We start from the raw sequence: 15,426 nt of genomic DNA, 5'->3' as shown, positions 1-15,426 counted from the left end.
CGCCCAACCCGCGGCGGCGACCCGTCCGCGACCACCCGGACGGCACGGGCCGCCGGGCGCGCCCGCCGTACGGCGCGGGCGCGCCGGGCCCTGGCCGACACCGTGGCCGACACACGACGCACCGTCCCCGGGGAACCCGTCCCCGGGGACGGTGCGCCGCCGTGCGCGCGGTGGCGCGCCGGCCCGAGGCCGGACGCCCGTCGGCGGCCCGGAGCGTCGGGCCGGCCCCCGCCTCCGGGCGGACCCGACCCCCGGGGCGGGCCTGGCGGGGTCAGTCCTCGGGCAGGGCCGTGCCGCAGCGCCCGCAGTAGCGCGCGTCGGTCTCGGGCGCGAGCCGCCCGCACTCGACGCACACGCGGTGCAGCAGGCAGGCCGCCTCACCGCCCTCCCGCTCGACCGGCGCGGGCGAGCCGATGGCGAGCCCGGGGCGCCGGCGGTGCACGGTGAGATACGTCAGGCCGGCGGAGCCGGCGAACAGCGCGCGGTGCGCACCGTGCGGCAACCACACCAGGGCCCCGGGCCCCAACGAGGCGGCCCGCGCCCCGGCCGTCGGGTCGACGACGCCTCCGGCCACCGCCTGTGCCCCGTCCCCGGCGCCGGGGGAGTGGCCGGCCCGGCCCGGCCGGGCCGCGTCGTCCGCCGCGCCGCCGACCAGCCGCCCCTCGCCCTCGACGACGTACAGCAGCACGTCCAACCGGGCCTCCAGATGCGCGGCGACGTGCGCCCCCGGAGGCAGGCGAATGACGTTGGCGTCCAGCTGGCGCTGGTCGGCGGCGAGCCGCCACAGGGCTCCGCGCCGCTCGGCCGGCGCCTCCTCGGTCAGTTGGCTCACCCGGGCGAGCACACGGGGCTCGGGTTCCGCTCCCACCGCCGTCCCCTCTCTTGGCCCTGTGGGCTGTGTCGTTCGACGTCGTTCGGTGTTCTCCCGCTCCAGTGTTCCGCATCGCGGCGCACGCGCCGCCCGCGAGTGGTGGGCCCGAGCGGCGACGGTCGCCGTCCTCGCGAGCCCGGCGGCCGGGTGGTCCCCCGCCGGCCCGGTGGTCACGGCTGTGCCACGACGACGTAGAACGTCACCGCCGCGAGGAAGGGCCCGGCCGAGAGGTGGTCCAGCCAGCGCCCCGCCGCCTCCTGGGTCAGATACCCGGCGACCACCGCACGCCGCGTCGTCCGCTCCAGCCCGAGGATCGCGTCGGCCGCGCGGACATCGCGGAACACGGGGGTGATGGGGATGACGGAGGGCACCGTGAACCCGGCCTCGGTGGCCAGCCGGGGAAGCTGTCGGCCGATGCGGGAGTTCCGGACGACCCGGTCCGTGACGTACCGCGTGTAGGCGCGCGACAGGTCGCTGTCCGGATGGTCGATGGTCAGGGTCTCCCAGTCCGGCTCACCCATGACGAGTCGTCCGCCGGGGCGGAGCACGCGGTGCGCTTCGCGGAGCGCGCGGGCGGGGTCGGCGACGTGTTGCAGCACCCGGTCGGTGCGGGCTCGGTCGGCGGAGTGGTCGGGCAGTGGCAGGTGGTGGACGTCGCCGTCGCGCACGCTGACGGCGCGCAGGTCGGCGGTGCGCCGCCGGGCGGCCTCGACGGCTCTGCGGTCGTGGTCGACACCGATCACCGTGCCCGTCGCACCGAGCGCCGTCGCGAGTGAGGCGAGGTCGGTGCCGGGGCCACAGCCCAGGTCGAGCGCCGTCTGGCCCGGGCGAAGGTCGAGTTCGTCGAGCATGCGCGCCTTGTAGGAGCGGCCGAGGTCGGTCGCGGCGACCCGGTCGAGGTAGGCGATCGGGTCGGGGGCGGCGCTCTCGAAGACTGTTGAGGTCATGGGAGGCAGTCAACCAACTTCGCCAGGGCGACGGTGTCCTGGCGGCCCGCGCCGGGAGAGGCTGGGTCGCTCCCACCCGGGAACGGGCGACCACCTGGTGCGACCCGCTCGCCGGCCCGTACGGACGCCACGGCCCGTGCCCACCCCACGACGGCTGCCGCGCGGGCCACCCGACCCGACGTGAGGCCCGGCGCGCCACCCCTCCCCGATCGCCGGCCGGTGGCGGCCCGGAGGCGTCGCCTTCGGGGCGCGCGGGCCCGGCCGACGGCGGCCTCCGGAGCACGGCGCCGCGCACCGGGTCCGGCCGGCTCGGGCGGCGGGGGACGATCGGTACCGGCCGTTCGGGCGCCGCGACCCCGCCCGGTGTCCGCTTGGCACCCTCACCACCACGCACGCGCCCGGCGACGCGGTGTCGCCTGCCCTCCGGGGCAGGCGCGCCGAACGATCTCCCATGACCAGAGCCGGGCACGGCGTCCGCGATCATCGGCGGGGATGGCCTGTTCCCGAACCGCCGTCACGTCGGCCCCGTAGACGGGCACACGGGTGAGGTGGTGACGTAGAGCTGAGCATCCGCGATGCGGCAGTCGGTTCGTGGGCGAGCCGGGATGAGAGCGCAGCGAGTGCCCCAGGTCGCATCCGTGCTCCACGGTGCCCAGCGCGTGCCCTGATACGCGCGTGCCGCACCGGACCGTCGAGGTCAGCGATGCGGAACCAGATCAGCGAGGCCGGCGCGGAGGCGCGCCCCCAGCACCACGCGAACGGGGGAAGCACAGCCACGACAGAACGCGAACCTCACGAGGAAGCGAAGGAGCGATCCCATGAGCAACCGGACGCACGAAACGCCACCGAGCCACAACGTCAGCCTGACGTGTCGTCAACTACGTGTGTCAGCCCGTCCGTTGGCGGTGCTGTTCGCGGCGGGGGCGCTGCTGGTGCTGCCGCCCTCGCCCATGGCGACGGCCGACACCGGCGCGCCGGCCGCGAGCACAGCGGAGACCGGGCAGCGGGGCGGGAAGGTGTGGCAGGGAGGTTGGGCCACCTCCGTCCAGCAGCCCGGCCGCGGACTGTTCCCCAACTGGTCGCAGCAGGGCTTCAAGCAGCAGACGCTGCGTCAGGTGGTCCGGGTCAGCGTGGGAGGCAGCGCCGCCCGCTTCAAGCTCTCCAACCGGTACGGCACCACCCCGCTGAAGGTGGCCGGCGCCACGGTCGGGCGCGCGGGCAAGGGCGCCGAGGTCAAGAAGGGCACCAGCCGCCCGCTGGCCTTCGGCGCGAAGGAGTCGGTGACGATCCCGGCCGGTGGCGAGGTGTTCAGCGACGCGGTGTCGCTGAAGGTCAAGGCGCTGGAGTCGCTGACGGTCACGCTGTACCTGGCCGAACAGACCGGCCCCGCCACGTACCACATGGCCGCCTCCGCCACGAGCTACCGGGCCACGGGCGACCAGCGGCCGGACGACGCCGGCAAGGCGTTCACCGAGACGTCCGCGTCCTGGTACTACCTCGCGGACGTCGAGGTCCAGGGCAGCGGGCGGAAGAACGGGGTGGTGACCTTCGGGGACTCGATCACCGACGGGATGGGCTCCACCATCGACGCCAACAACCGGTACCCCGACGACCTGGCCGAGCGCTTCGCCACGGAGGACGAGCCGCGCAGCATCCTCAACCACGGCATCAGCGGCAACATGGTCACCGTGGGAACTCCGGGGACCGGCGAGAGCGCCGTGGACCGCTTCAAGAAGGACGTGCTCGCCGAGCCCGGCGTGCGGACGGTCGTGGTCATGGAGGGCATCAACGACATCGGCCTGGGCGGCATGGGCCAGATCCCGGACGTGTCGGCCGAGCAGCTGATCGCCGGCCACAAGAACCTCGTCGGCCAGGCCAAGGCCAAGGGTCTCAAGGTCATCGGCCTGACCCTGATCCCCTTCAAGGGCGCCGGCTACTACACCGATCGCGGGGAGACCAAGCGCGACGCGGTCAACGAGTGGATCCGCACCTCCGGCGCCTACGACGAGGTGATCGACCTCGACAAGGTGGTGGCCGACCCCGCCGACCGGGACCGGCTGCTCCCGGCCTACGACAGCGGTGACCACCTGCACCCGAGCGACGCGGGCTACCGCGCCATGGCCGAGGCACTCGACATCGACGAGCTCTGACCGGGCCGACCCGACGGCGCGCGCGGGGTGAGCCCACGGACCGACGTGCGCGGGGATCCCCGCACGGGCGGTTCACCCCGTCGCCGTCCGGGCGCGCGGCCTCGCCGCCCGCGCCCCCGAGTGCCCGTACGCCGTCCACGGCCTCCGGCGCCGCGCGGGCCACGGGCGGGCTCGACCCCCGCCCCCGGCACCCGAGCGGGGGCGCGACACGCCCACGCCGCGCCAGCGGGGCCGTCCGCCCCGTGACCGCACCGTCCGCCCGCGCGAGCGGCGTCCGCGGGCCCAGCGTGGCGGGCCCAGCGGGCCGGCGCCCGAGCGCACACCGACCGGTCGCCCCGTCGCCCACCCGGGGCGGGGCGACCGGTCCGACCGGCGACGGGGGCGCCCGGGGCGGACTCGGCGCGGCGGCGCGTGCGCGGCCCACCGGAGAACACGCGCCGGGGGCGTTGCGCCAACCACCGGCGGAGGCGCGTCAGGGGCGCGGCGTCCGGCGGTCGGCCCCGCTGTCGGCGAACGGGCCTCACGGGCGGTCGGCGCGCAGGACGCGCAGCACCTCCTCGTCCGTGAGCTGCGCGAAGTCCACGTACCAGGAACCCACCGCGTGGAAGGCCGGCGGCTGTCGCGGGCAGACCACGTCATCGGCCTCCGACCGCAGCAGCGACACCGCGTCCGGCGCCCCCACCGGCGCGGCCAGGACGAGCCGGGCCGGCCGTCGGGCGCGCGCGAAGCGCAGCGCGGCCCGGGCCGTCGAGCCGGTCGCCAGCCCGTCGTCCACCACGATCGCGGTACGCCCCGCGAGCTCGGGCTCCGGCCTGTCACCCCGGTAGACCGCGGTACGCCGACGCAACTCCTGACGCTCGCGATCCGCCAGCGGCGCCAGCTCCGCCACGGTCAGCCCGAGCCGGGCCAGCGCGGCCTCGTCGTACCACGGCGGGTCGTCGCCGACCACGGCCCCGATACCGACCTCCGCGGCGAACGGCGCCCCGATCTTGCGTACGACGACGACGTCCAGCGGCGCGGCCAGCGCCCGAGCCACCTCGTCCGCGACCGGCACCCCGCCGCGCGGCAGCGCCAGCACCAGGGGGTCGGGGTACGCGCCGCCCGCGCGGTAGGACAGCAGCCGCTCGGCCAGGGCACGGCCCGCCGCTCGGCGATCCGGGAAGCGCATCCGTCGCTCTCCTCTCCGCGCGACCGCCCCGGCACGCGCCGGGCGGGGCGGCCACGGGGCCCGAGTCCGGCGCCTGGCGAGCTTGGCGCGCCGGTGGCCCGGGCGCGGTGGCCGCGCCCGATGTCTACCCGGTGTCGCCGCCCGCGCGTGCCCGCATCCGAGTGGTCCCACCCGGCCCCACCCACACGAGGGCCGGGCGGCACCCCCGGTGCGGGACGCCACCCGGCCGTCGTCGTCGCGCGGCTCAGTTGCCGCGCAGGCGCTCCATCTCGCGCCGGTCACGCTTGGTGGGCCGGCCCGTGCCACGGTCCCGGACGCCGATCACGGCGACCTCCTCGCGCGGCGGCGGGGGCGGGCTGTTGTCCACGTAGCACTCCGCGGCGACCGCGGCGCCGACCCGCTTGCGCACCAGCCGCGAGACGACCACGACACGCTCGCGCCCCGCGTGGAAGAGCCGCACCTCGTCTCCCGGGCGCACGGCCGCGGCGGGCTTGACCCGGTCGCCGTTGATCCGCACGTGCCCGCCGCGACACGCCGTCGCGGCCACGGAACGGGTCTTGGTCAGCCGCACCGACCAGATCCAGCTGTCGACGCGTACGGTCCCCTCATCTGCCGTCATGGCCCCGACTCTAGCGCCGTGCCCCCGGCGGGCGGGCCCCCTTCTCACCCCGCCGGGGGCCGCCCCGCCGTCACGCCCACCCGCGCGGGCCGCTCGGCGATGCCCGGGAGGTGGCATGCATGCGTCGGGGCGGGCACGGTACCCGCCCGGTACCGAGGTGCCTTACGGCGTTACGGACCGTCACCGACCGATCCACCGAGTGGCACCGTGGCGAGGGAGTGAGTCGATGAGCGCGAGAGCGACGCGGCGCCCGCTGTGGCGCTGGCGGCACAGTCCGCTGCGTCGCCGTACGGACGTGATCGAGGCGTGGGTGCTGCTGCTCGCGGCGCTGGCCATGATCGTGGGTGGCGCTGCCATCGGCGTCACCACGGCCCTGCTGGTGCAACGCCCGCTCCTGGACCAGCACGAGAACCGGCACGAGACCCGGGCCGAGCTCGTCAAGGACGTACCGAAACGGCCCACGGAGCTGGGCGAGCCCGGGGCGAACCGGGTGCGCGCCACGGTCCGCTGGACCGACCCGACCGGCACCACCCACCACGGGCGGACGCGGGTGGACGAGGGGCGCGAGGCGGGCGAGACGGTCACCGTCTGGACCGACGCGCGCGGCAAGCTCACCACCGCGCCGCTCAGCCCCGAGCAGGCCGCCACCCGTGCCGCCGTGGTCGGCGCCATGGCGGCCACCGGATGGTGCTGTCTGACGCTCACCGCCCGCCGCCAGATCCAACGTCACCTGGAGCGGGAGCGCGACGCCCAGTGGGAGCGCGCGTGGGCCGAGGTCGGACCCCGCTGGAGCGGTCGCGTCTGAGCCACCCCGCTGTGCGCGTAGGGCGCGGACCGGGCGCGAGGCGCGCTGGCGTGTGGGCGGAACGCGTGGGTGAGGGCCGGCGTGGGGGCGACCGGGGTTCGGCGCGCGCGTGGGCGTGGGCCGGGCGGGGTGGGTTCGGCGGGGGAGGGGCGGCCCGGGGGGCAGGCAGGTCGGCGGAGCTTCGCCTCGCCGACGCGCCTTGGCTGCACGCCGGTGGCCGAGTTCGCGCGCCGTACGCCCTTCCACCGGGCGCTGCCCCCCATCTGACCGACATCCCCGCCGACACTCCCGCCGACGCGCGCCCCGGACGAGGACCGGCCGGCCCCGGTGTGTCGGTCCGCCGGGCCCCGGGCGCGCGTGCCGTCGGTGGCGGGTGGGGCTCAGCGGCGGCCCGTCGTACCGAAGAGCTGTGTCCAGTACGTGCCGGCCCGGCTGCCCGTCGCGTAACCGACGCCGATCTCGTCGAAGCCCGGGGCCAGGATGTTGGCCCGGTGCCCTGGGCTGTTCATCCAGCCACGGACGACGTCGGCGGCGCCGCGCTGGCCACAGGCGATGTTCTCGCCGATACCCCGGTGCGCGCACCCGGCCGCCGCCGCCCGGTCCCACGGCTCGCGCCCCTCGGGCGTGGTGTGGGCGTAGAAGTCGCGGGCGACCATGTCGGCGCTGTGCGCCTGGGCCGCCACCGTCAGTCGGGCGTCGACGGCGAGCGGGCGCAGCCCGGCGGCCGTTCGCTCGGCGTTGGTCAACGCGACCACCTCGCCCGCCAGTCGCGCCAGGCCGTCGGCCGAGAACGGGGCCGCCCACAGGGCCGTCCAGTACACCTCGCCCGAGACCGCGCCGACGGCCCGGCCCACGCCGGCGTGGGCGAGCGCCGGATCGCGCAGCGGCGCGGCGCGAGCGGCGTCGGCCTGGCAGTACTCCACCAGTTCGGCGGCCGTGCGCGGACCGGAGACCAGGTGCTCGGCGATGGTCAGACAGGCGTAGCCGCTCCGGGCGACGCGGTGGAAGACCGCGACGCCGGCCGGGGCCTCGACGCCCAGCCGTCCGGCGGCGGCCATCGCCTCGGCGTGTGCGGTGGCCGCGCCGCTCAGGCGGCTGTCGGGGGCCAGCGGGCGGGCGCCGACGCGGGAGCGCGCCGCGTTGACCAGGGCGAGGGCGGCGCCGGTCGGGCCCGCGCCGCCGCTGGGCACGGGCGCTGGACCGCCCGTCGGGGCGAGCGGGGCGGCGGGCAGGCGGTGCGCGGGGGCGGGCGAGGGGGGAGCGGGCGCCGGCGGTGGCGGGGCCTGGTCCAACACGTCCACGCCGAAGTCGCGGGCCACGCCGGCCAGCCCGTCCGCGTACCCCTGGCCCAGTGCCCGCACCTTCCAGTGCGCGCCGCGCCGGTAGATCTCGGCGAGCAGCAGCACCGTCTCGAGCCGCGCCCGCGGCGGGACGAAGTGGGCCACCAGTCCGCCGTCGCCCCGCGTGAGGCTCATCACGGGCGCCGGCAGGGTGCCGAGCGGCGTGCCGGGCTCGGCCGGACTGACGACCACCGTGACGCGGCTGGCGCCCAGGCGCAGCGCGTCGGGCCGTAGCGTGAGCGTGTCGCCGCGCAGCCCGATGCCGGGCGCGTGCGGCTGGTTGAAGAAGACGAAGTCCGTGTCACCGCCCACTCGGCCACCGTCGTCGGTGACCAGGGCGGACACGTCGAAGGGGCCGGGCACCCGCACTGTCAGCGCGCCCGTGGGCAGAACCTGGTTGGCCCCGGGAACCAGTTCGGTCATCGCCCACCCCCCGCTCGGGTCATCTGGTCAACGCGCGCGCCACGCCACGGGTTCCCACCGGCCGACGGTGGGCGGGCCCGCGCGGTGGACGGGCGAAGGCCCGTCAGCACCACGCCCCGGCACGCGCGGGCCGGGTCCCGCGAACGGGTGGTCCTTGCCACCGGGGCACGGGCCGGGCGCGCGTCCGCGTGCCCTACCGGGCCCGTACCCGGTTGGCTGCTGGGCGGCGCGGCCGAGGTGACCGGGACGGGGGCGATCCGCCGCCGTGCGGGCGCGCCCCGCGCGCGGCGGCACCGATGCGTGAGGGGAGGGGCGCGCCCCACCCCTTGACCCGTTCGGCACAGAAGGGCACAAGAAGAGACAGGAACTTCGGCACCTCACGAAGAGAACGCGTCGCACACACAGTCAACTTCGTTCAGAGGATGAAGGCCATGGACGGTATGCGCAGGCGAACGCTGCTCGCCGCGATCGGCGGCACGGTCGCCGCGAGCGGTGCGACGGGAGCCCAGTCGGCCACGGGGGCCACGGCACGGGCGGAGCCGGGGGGCGGCATGGCGGGCGCGGCGCCACCCGCACCGGGCCGCGCCGGCCCCCACGAGGACGCGATCGGGAAGCTGCTCGGCCGGATGACGGTCGAGGAGAAGCTCGGCCAGCTCCAACAGCACACCTGGAGCGGGGACACCGGCCCCGGCGGAGGCCAGAACGAGGAGGCCGAGCGGGCCGCGCGCGCCGGCCGGGTCGGCTCCGTGCTCAACCTGTACGGAGCGGCGCACACCAACGCCCTGCAGCGGCTGGCCGTCCAGGAGTCGCGGCTCGGCATCCCGCTGCTGTTCGGCCTGGACGTCATCCACGGCTTCTGGACGACGTTTCCCATCCCGCTCGCCCAGGCCGCCAGCTTCGACCCGGCGGTGGCCGCGCGGGACGCCCGCGTCGCGTCGGCCGAGGCCCGCTCCAACGGGGTGCACTGGACGTTCGCGCCGATGATGGACGTCACCCACGAGCCGCGCTGGGGACGTGTCGCCGAGGGCGCGGGCGAGGACCCGCACCTGACCGAACGGTTCGCGGCGGCCAAGGTCACCGGCCACCAGGGCCGCCCCGACGGCGCCGAACTGAGCCACGCGGACCGGATCGCCGCCTGCGCCAAGCACTTCGTCGCGTACGGCGGAGCCGAGGGCGGGCGCGACTACAACACCGTGGACGTGTCCGAGGCGCGGCTGCGCAACCTCTACCTGCCGCCCTTCAAGGCGGCCGTCACCGCCGGTGTCGCCACCGTCATGGCCTCCTTCAACACGATCAACGGCGTGCCCGCGCACGGCAACGCGCACACCCTGACCGAGGTGCTCAAGGACGCGTGGGACTTCCCCGGGTTCGTGGTCAGCGACTACACCGGCGTCCAGGAGATGATCACGCACGGCTTCGCCGCCGGCCCGGCGGAGGCCGCCCGCCTGGCCCTGACCGCCGGCGTGGACATGGAGATGGTCGGCACCACCGTCCGCGACCACGGCGCCAAGCTGCTCGCGGACGGCGCGATCAGCCGGGAGCGACTGGACGACGCGGTCGCCCGCGTCCTGCGCGTCAAGTTCCAACTCGGCCTCTTCGCGAACCCGTACGTCGACGAGGGCGCGGCCGTCACCGAGCCGACCCCGGCGGCGCGCGCGGCGGCGCGCGAGGTCGCCGGCCGCTGCCTGGTGCTGCTCAAGAACGAACGCGGGCTCCTGCCCCTGGACCGCGCGGCCCCCTCGATCGCGGTCGTGGGACCCTTCGCCGACTCCACCGACCTGCACGGCACCTGGGCCGGACCCGGGGGCAAGAAGTTCCGCGCCACCACCGTGCTCGACGGGATCAGGAAGACCGTGCCCGAGGCCAGGGTGACCCACGCCCGGGGCGTGCCCTTCGACGGCCCGGACACCAGCGGCATCGCGGCGGCGACGGCCGCCGCGCGCGCGGCGACGGTGACCGTCGTCGTGGTCGGCGAGCCGTCCGCCATCAGCGGCGAGGCCAGCTCGCGCAGCGACCTGCGACTGCCCGGCGCCCAGGCCCGGTTGATCGCGGCGATCGCGGAGACCGGCAAGCCGTTCGCCGTCGTCGTCCTCGGCGGTCGCCCGCTGGTGCTGCGCGACTGGCTGGGCCGGGCCCCGGCCGTACTGCTCGGCTGGCATCCGGGCATCGAGGGCGGACACGCCATCGCGGACGCCCTGTTCGGCACCGTCAACCCCGGCGGCAAGCTCCCGGCGTCCTTCCCCCGCGCGGTCGGCCAGATCCCCATCCACTACAACCACGAGAACACCGGCCGCCCCTACCGGGCGGACGAGAAGTACACCTCGAAGTACCTCGACCTGCCCGACGGGCCGCAGTACCCCTTCGGGCACGGCCTGAGCTACACCACCTTCGAGATCGGCGCGCCACGCCTGAGCGTGGACCGCGTCGGCGCGGACGCGCTGCGCGCCGGCACCACCGTCGAGGTGACGACCACCGTGCGCAACACCGGCGAGCGCGCGGGCGACGAGGTGGTGCAGCTCTACGTCCACGACCCCGTCGCCAGCCTCACCCAACCGGTACGCCGCCTGCGCGGCTTTCGCCGCGTCAGCCTGGACGCGGGCCAGAGCCGCACCGTGCGCTTCTCCCTCGGCGCCGAGGACGTGGGCTTTTGGACCAACGACAGCGCGGGCCGCTTCGTCGTCGAACGGGGTGACATCGAGGTGTACGTGGGCGCCGACTCCACGGCCCGGGGCAAGGCCCTCCTGAAGATCACCTGACGCACCGGGCTCGCCGCCACCCCCACCCCGCCACAGGTCACACGTGGCGGTCCCACGGCGTCCGTGCCGCCCCGCCCGGCGCCCGCGGCGGCACACGGCGGCGTCCGGCCGCGCACCGGGCGAGGCCGGCACCGGGTGGGGACGTAGGGCGGGTGGCGACACGCACCGGGTGGGGACGTGGGGCAGGGCGCCACCCTGCCCCCGCCGGGCTCGTGGCCACGGCGTCAGGCGGCGCCGTCCGGCCGGGCTGTGACCGGCGCCGGGTCCAGGGCCAGCGTCACGTAGTTGCCGACGACCCGGTAGCCGAGCCGCTGGTAGAGGGCGTTGGACGTCGGGTTGGTGACGTCGGTGAAGAGCAACACCCGCGGCACTCCCGCGTCCAGCGCCGCCTGCGAGACGGCGGTGACGACCGCGCCCGCGTACCCCTTCCCGCGCAGCGCGTCCGGCGTGTAGACGCCCCCGACGCGCACCATCCCCGCGCTGGCGCGGGTCACCCCCGCCATCGAGACCGGCGTCCCGCCCACCTCCCACAGCGTGCAGCCGCCGTGACTGAGTCGGTCGTCCAGGGCGCGGGCGCTGTCGGTGGCGTCCTCGCCCACGTCGCGGTGGTACGCGTCGAACCAGTCGAGCAGCCATCCCCGGTCCTCTGGCGTGGCCAGCCGCGCGCGGCCGGCCGGCGCGGGCACGGGCGGCGCCAGCTCACCCAGCCGGTACAGCCGCTGCCGGCCGGTGACCCGCCAGTCCCCGCCGGTGAGCTGCGCCCACTGCGCCGCGAAGGCCCCGCTCGCGGCCTCCTGCCCACCCGCGCCCCCGACCGGCGGCGGGCCGTCCGCGAGGAGCGTCGCGAGCTGCGCCGCCGCCCGCGAGGGCATCGGCGAGAGCTGCGTCGGATAGGGCGGCGTCCAGACGAAGGCCCCGGCCACCTCCCCCGTCGCCTCGCGCCACCAGCCGTAGCGCGGCGCCTGGTCCCCGTACCGACCGGGCCCGAGGGTGCGCAACGACTCGGTGATCGATATCAGCACCGTGTGCTCGGCGGGGCGCGAGCGCAGGAAGGGGCCCGCGGCCTCGCGGAACGCAGCGTTGTCTTCGGTCGTCGTCCACGTCATGGCTCAGGCTCTCCCGCACGCGGGGCCCCTCGCACGCGAATTTCCACCCCCGAACCGGAGCCCGCTCCTCAGCGTGTCGTGGTCACCTTCGCCAGCAGCTCGCCGCCCGACCAGCGCCGGCCCGCGCCGGGACCGGCCGCCTCCATCCGCCGTACCAGGGAGATCAACTCGGTGTTCACCGGCGCCGGCAACGCGTGCCGGGCGGCGAGCGCCACCACCTCGCCCTGCAGCGAGTCGATCTCCGTCGGCCGGCCCCGCTGGAGGTCCTCCCAGGTGGACGACCTGGCCTGGGCGTCGATGGCCAGCGTGGCCGCGGCCACGCGCCGGAAGATCCCGTCCGGCAGCCGCAGCAGCCGAGGGGTGAGCCGGGCCGGGATCGGGCCCAGCCGCGCCGGCTGTATCCCCTCTGCCGCGTACGCCGCCAGCGCCTCCGCCTGGCTCAGCGCCAGGCACTCCCGGTAGGCGCGCTGACCGAGCTGGTCGCGCAGCGGGAGTCCGGAGAGCGCGTTGATCGCGTTGTTGAGGTTCATCAGCAGCTTGGCGCACTGCACCTCGCGCATGTCGTGCCGGGCCTCCACCCGCAGCCCCGCCCCGGCCAGCGCCGCCACCAGCGGCTCGGCGCGCGGAGCGGCCTCCACCATGAGCGCGCCGCCCGAGCCCTGGTGAAAGGCGCCGGGCCCGGTGCGTACCACGTTGTACGGGACCATCCCGGCCAGCACCGCGTGGCCGGCCAGGACGGAGCCGAGGGCGGCGGTGTTGCGCAGCCCGTTCTGGAAGCTGACCACCAGCGTGCCGGGCGCCAGGAGCGGGGCGAGCTGGCGCGCCGCGTCCGTGGTGCCCGCCGACTTGACGGTGACCAGTACACAGTCCGCGTCGGCCGCCGCCTCCGGGCCGGTCGCCAGGCGCACCCCGGCCGGCCCGCCCGTGGTCGCCACGCGGGCCGTGGGGCGCCCCCCACCGGTCAGCGTCAGACCGTGTTCACGCAGCGTGTCCATGGCGGCGGGGCGGCCGATCAGCGTGACGTCCGCGGTGCCGGCGAGACTGCCGCCGAGGTGACAGCCGATGCTGCCGGCACCCATGACGGCGATCCTGAGGCGGCGGTGAGGGCGGGGCACGGGCTGTGACATGGGAGCCGTCTCCTGGCGTGTCGTGGCGGCCGTCGCGCGACGGGATGCCCGTGGTCCGCCGGTCACCGGCCGTCCCGCGCCCGCTGTGCCGCGGCCGTCGGACGGGGCCCGGCGGCCCGTGCGCGTCACGTGACGCTGACCGCGGCCCACGACCCGGGGACCGGTGGGCGGGGTACGGACGGGCCCGACGCGGGCCACCAGCGCACCCTCGACTACGCTTCCGGCCTCAAACCTAACGCTCGGTATGGAGGGCGTCCAGGTCCGGACGCTCCCGAGTGCGCGCCGGGGTGCCCACGGGCGCGGTCGCCGGCCAGTGGCGCGCCGCCTCAGCCGTGACGCAACGCCCGGGCGCCCGGGGCGCAGCTCTCGCGCAGCGCGGCCAACTCCGCGTCCGGCAGGCGCAGCGCACTGCCCCGACTGCCGCCGTGCCATGCGGCGCGGCCGGCCGACAGCCACCGCTCCGGCGCGCTCACCTCGGCGAACTCCGCCAGCCGGGCCAGCTCCCGCTCCGGGTCGTCCACCAGCTCCTCGTAGCTGAGCGTCATGCGCCGCCGCTCCGGCACCCGCGCCAACAGCTCGACGCCCTCCGCGACCATCCGCGACCACAGCGCCCCGAAGTCGGCGACCGGCATCTCCCGGTCCATGATCAGCCGTTGCCCGTCGAACCGGTCACCCAGCAGGGCCGACAGGTCGGGAGGCAGCCGGCGCAGATGGTCCGGGGTCAGCTCCTCCAGCGCCGTGACCCCACAGCGCTCCATGACCCGCCGCAGCAGCGCGATCGCCCGGTACCCCGGATGGCGGCTCATCGACAGCGCACAGTCCGGACCGTCCCGGAAGAGGTGCACGAAGCGCGCGGTGGGAAACGCCGCGTCCAGGCGGGGGACCCAGGCGAGCGAGTACCCCGAGCGCTCGATGACCGCCGTACGCCCCAGCCGCGCGCACAACAGGTCGAACAGGGCCACGTAGTGCTGCGCCACCGGGCGCGACGGCCACGTCGTCACCTCCCGCGCCAGTTCGTCGAGCAGAGCGTCGGGGTCCTCGGTGAGGTGGGGCAGCACCATCAGGGACAGCGCCGGAACGCCGGTGGTCTCGGCCGAGTAGCGGCCCGAGCCGCGACCGTAGAGGAACTCCGGGAGCGGTACGCCGCTGCGCGTCAGCGTGTCGAAGACGGGGTTGGGCTCGGTGAGCAGGCGCCGGAACCGCTCGCCGGAGACCGGTCCGGGCGGCAGCGCGCCGGGGCCCAGGGAGGCGTAGAGCTCGTTCAGGCTCAGGATGTCCGGGTGGGCGTTGACGATGCGCGACAGGGCGCTCGAACCGCTGCGCCCGGTGCCCACGATGAACGTCAGGGACCGCATCTGTCTCCCCCAGCCGACGACCGCGTGAACGATCACAGCGTAGCGACGGGCGAACCGCCGAGCGAGGGGCCGACGGGCACCGGCCACACGCCGCCACCACGAACGGTTCGCGGCGCCGGTCGGACCCCTGACAGGCGGGTTCCCGCAAGGGAATCGTCGGCGCGAGAGCGCGCGGGCGAAGCATATGGAGGGTGGCGGTGTGACCGCCGTAACGATCGAAGATCGCCCACCTGCCGAAGTGCCGTGCTACCTTGGGTCCAGTTGCAGTTGTGGTTCCCATAGACGTTGTGTGCGCCTGCTGGTTCTGGACCTTCAGGCGCATTTTTGTTTTCCGGTGTGTATTTTCTCCGGCCGGGTGATCAGCGCGACTACATAGAATGCGCAAGGTGCGGATTCTCGTACGACCCGTTAGGAGACGGATATGACGACCGGTACCGTGAAGTGGTTCAACAGCGAAAAGGGCTTCGGCTTCATTGCCCAGGACGGCGGCGGCCCCGACGTCTTCGCCCACTACTCGAACATCAACTCGCAGGGCTTCCGTGAGCTCGTCGAGGGCCAGCAGGTCCAGTTCGACGTGACGCAGGGCCCCAAGGGTCCGCAGGCGGAGAACATCAGCCCCGTCTGATCTGGCGCGGCCTTGAGCGCCGCGCGGCGGGGGGGCCCCCCCCCCCGGGGGGGCCCCCCCCCCGCCCCCCCCCCCAGCGAGGAGGGGGGGGGGTGGTTTTGGGTGAGGGGTGGCCCCCCCAACACCCCGCGGGG

12 protein-coding genes are annotated in these 15,426 nt (G+C 75.8%); 4 read left to right on the top strand and 8 right to left on the bottom strand.

Annotated elements, in window-relative coordinates; translation table 11 throughout:
• Positions 1–271: 271 nt before the first annotated feature.
• Both ACFVFR_RS31540 and ACFVFR_RS31535 read right to left on the bottom strand, forming a co-directional pair.
• Entirely contained in the window at positions 272–832 is a 561-nt protein-coding gene (locus ACFVFR_RS31540) for a hypothetical protein (RefSeq protein ID WP_383708011.1), read from the bottom strand.
• A gap of 209 nt (positions 833–1,041) precedes the next feature.
• Positions 1,042–1,818 (bottom strand): methyltransferase domain-containing protein, encoded by a 777-nt coding sequence (locus ACFVFR_RS31535; RefSeq protein ID WP_383708009.1) that lies wholly within the window; start codon positions 1,816–1,818, stop codon positions 1,042–1,044.
• Between the two features lie 818 nt (positions 1,819–2,636).
• Here ACFVFR_RS31535 and ACFVFR_RS31530 point away from each other — a divergent pair.
• Positions 2,637–3,968 carry an SGNH/GDSL hydrolase family protein gene (locus tag ACFVFR_RS31530; RefSeq protein WP_383708007.1) on the top strand — a complete coding sequence of 444 codons (1,332 nt, stop codon included), beginning with the start codon at positions 2,637–2,639 and terminating at the stop codon, positions 3,966–3,968.
• A gap of 520 nt (positions 3,969–4,488) precedes the next feature.
• On the opposite strand, the gene ACFVFR_RS31525 is transcribed toward ACFVFR_RS31530, so the two are convergent.
• Complete coding sequence (locus tag ACFVFR_RS31525) at positions 4,489–5,136, bottom strand: phosphoribosyltransferase (RefSeq protein WP_383708005.1); 648 nt, start codon at positions 5,134–5,136, stop codon at positions 4,489–4,491.
• 244 nt (positions 5,137–5,380) lie between these two features.
• Positions 5,381–5,872, bottom strand: a complete 492-nt coding sequence (locus ACFVFR_RS31520) for an RNA-binding S4 domain-containing protein (protein WP_383708003.1) — start codon at positions 5,870–5,872, stop codon at positions 5,381–5,383.
• Between the two features lie 109 nt (positions 5,873–5,981).
• Between ACFVFR_RS31520 and ACFVFR_RS31515 the strand changes: the two genes are divergently transcribed.
• Complete coding sequence (locus tag ACFVFR_RS31515) at positions 5,982–6,560, top strand: hypothetical protein (RefSeq protein ID WP_383708001.1); 579 nt, start codon at positions 5,982–5,984, stop codon at positions 6,558–6,560.
• 380 nt (positions 6,561–6,940) lie between these two features.
• On the opposite strand, the gene ACFVFR_RS31510 is transcribed toward ACFVFR_RS31515, so the two are convergent.
• Positions 6,941–8,323 carry a CAP domain-containing protein gene (locus ACFVFR_RS31510; RefSeq protein ID WP_383707999.1) on the bottom strand — a complete coding sequence of 461 codons (1,383 nt, stop codon included), beginning with the start codon at positions 8,321–8,323 and terminating at the stop codon, positions 6,941–6,943.
• 431 nt (positions 8,324–8,754) lie between these two features.
• Between ACFVFR_RS31510 and ACFVFR_RS31505 the strand changes: the two genes are divergently transcribed.
• A complete protein-coding gene (locus ACFVFR_RS31505; protein WP_383707997.1) occupies positions 8,755–11,079 on the top strand; it encodes a glycoside hydrolase family 3 N-terminal domain-containing protein in 2,325 nt (774 codons plus the stop codon).
• 224 nt (positions 11,080–11,303) lie between these two features.
• Here ACFVFR_RS31505 and ACFVFR_RS31500 read toward each other — a convergent pair whose 3' ends face one another.
• From ACFVFR_RS31500 to ACFVFR_RS31490, 3 genes are all read right to left on the bottom strand, one after another.
• Positions 11,304–12,185, bottom strand: a complete 882-nt coding sequence (locus ACFVFR_RS31500) for a GNAT family N-acetyltransferase (RefSeq protein ID WP_383707995.1) — start codon at positions 12,183–12,185, stop codon at positions 11,304–11,306.
• Between the two features lie 68 nt (positions 12,186–12,253).
• The gene (locus ACFVFR_RS31495; RefSeq protein ID WP_383707993.1) at positions 12,254–13,312 is read right to left on the bottom strand and encodes a 2-dehydropantoate 2-reductase; all 1,059 of its coding nucleotides are present in this window, start codon (positions 13,310–13,312) and stop codon (positions 12,254–12,256) included.
• Positions 13,313–13,638: 326 nt separating this feature from the next.
• Entirely contained in the window at positions 13,639–14,667 is a 1,029-nt protein-coding gene (locus ACFVFR_RS31490) for a sulfotransferase family protein (protein ID WP_383707991.1), read from the bottom strand.
• Between the two features lie 421 nt (positions 14,668–15,088).
• Here ACFVFR_RS31490 and ACFVFR_RS31485 point away from each other — a divergent pair, with 421 nt between their 5' ends.
• A complete protein-coding gene (locus ACFVFR_RS31485) occupies positions 15,089–15,292 on the top strand; it encodes a cold-shock protein (protein ID WP_383707989.1) in 204 nt (67 codons plus the stop codon).
• The last annotated feature ends 134 nt before the right edge of the window (positions 15,293–15,426 follow it).

The sequence above is a fragment of the Streptomyces sp. NPDC057702 genome (assembly GCF_042799315.1).
Lineage (GTDB): Bacteria > Actinomycetota > Actinomycetes > Streptomycetales > Streptomycetaceae > Streptomyces.
The sequence above is the reverse complement of the archived record's forward strand: the minus strand, read 5'-3'. Positions and strand labels throughout refer to the sequence as shown.

Excerpts from the sequence above, each read along its gene's own strand:
- ACFVFR_RS31535 (WP_383708009.1), bottom strand. The coding sequence starts at position 1,818 with ATGACCTCAACAGTCTTCGAGAGCGCCGCCCCCGACCCGATCGCCTAC.
- ACFVFR_RS31530 (WP_383708007.1), top strand. The coding sequence starts at position 2,637 with ATGAGCAACCGGACGCACGAAACGCCACCGAGCCACAACGTCAGCCTG.
- ACFVFR_RS31525 (WP_383708005.1), bottom strand. The coding sequence starts at position 5,136 with ATGCGCTTCCCGGATCGCCGAGCGGCGGGCCGTGCCCTGGCCGAGCGG.
- ACFVFR_RS31520 (WP_383708003.1), bottom strand. The coding sequence starts at position 5,872 with ATGCCACCTCCCGGGCATCGCCGAGCGGCCCGCGCGGGTGGGCGTGAC.
- ACFVFR_RS31515 (WP_383708001.1), top strand. The coding sequence starts at position 5,982 with ATGAGCGCGAGAGCGACGCGGCGCCCGCTGTGGCGCTGGCGGCACAGT.
- ACFVFR_RS31510 (WP_383707999.1), bottom strand. The coding sequence starts at position 8,323 with ATGACCGAACTGGTTCCCGGGGCCAACCAGGTTCTGCCCACGGGCGCG.
- ACFVFR_RS31505 (WP_383707997.1), top strand. The coding sequence starts at position 8,755 with ATGGACGGTATGCGCAGGCGAACGCTGCTCGCCGCGATCGGCGGCACG.
- ACFVFR_RS31500 (WP_383707995.1), bottom strand. The coding sequence starts at position 12,185 with ATGACGTGGACGACGACCGAAGACAACGCTGCGTTCCGCGAGGCCGCG.
- ACFVFR_RS31495 (WP_383707993.1), bottom strand. The coding sequence starts at position 13,312 with ATGTCACAGCCCGTGCCCCGCCCTCACCGCCGCCTCAGGATCGCCGTC.
- ACFVFR_RS31490 (WP_383707991.1), bottom strand. The coding sequence starts at position 14,667 with ATGCGGTCCCTGACGTTCATCGTGGGCACCGGGCGCAGCGGTTCGAGC.
- ACFVFR_RS31485 (WP_383707989.1), top strand. The coding sequence starts at position 15,089 with ATGACGACCGGTACCGTGAAGTGGTTCAACAGCGAAAAGGGCTTCGGC.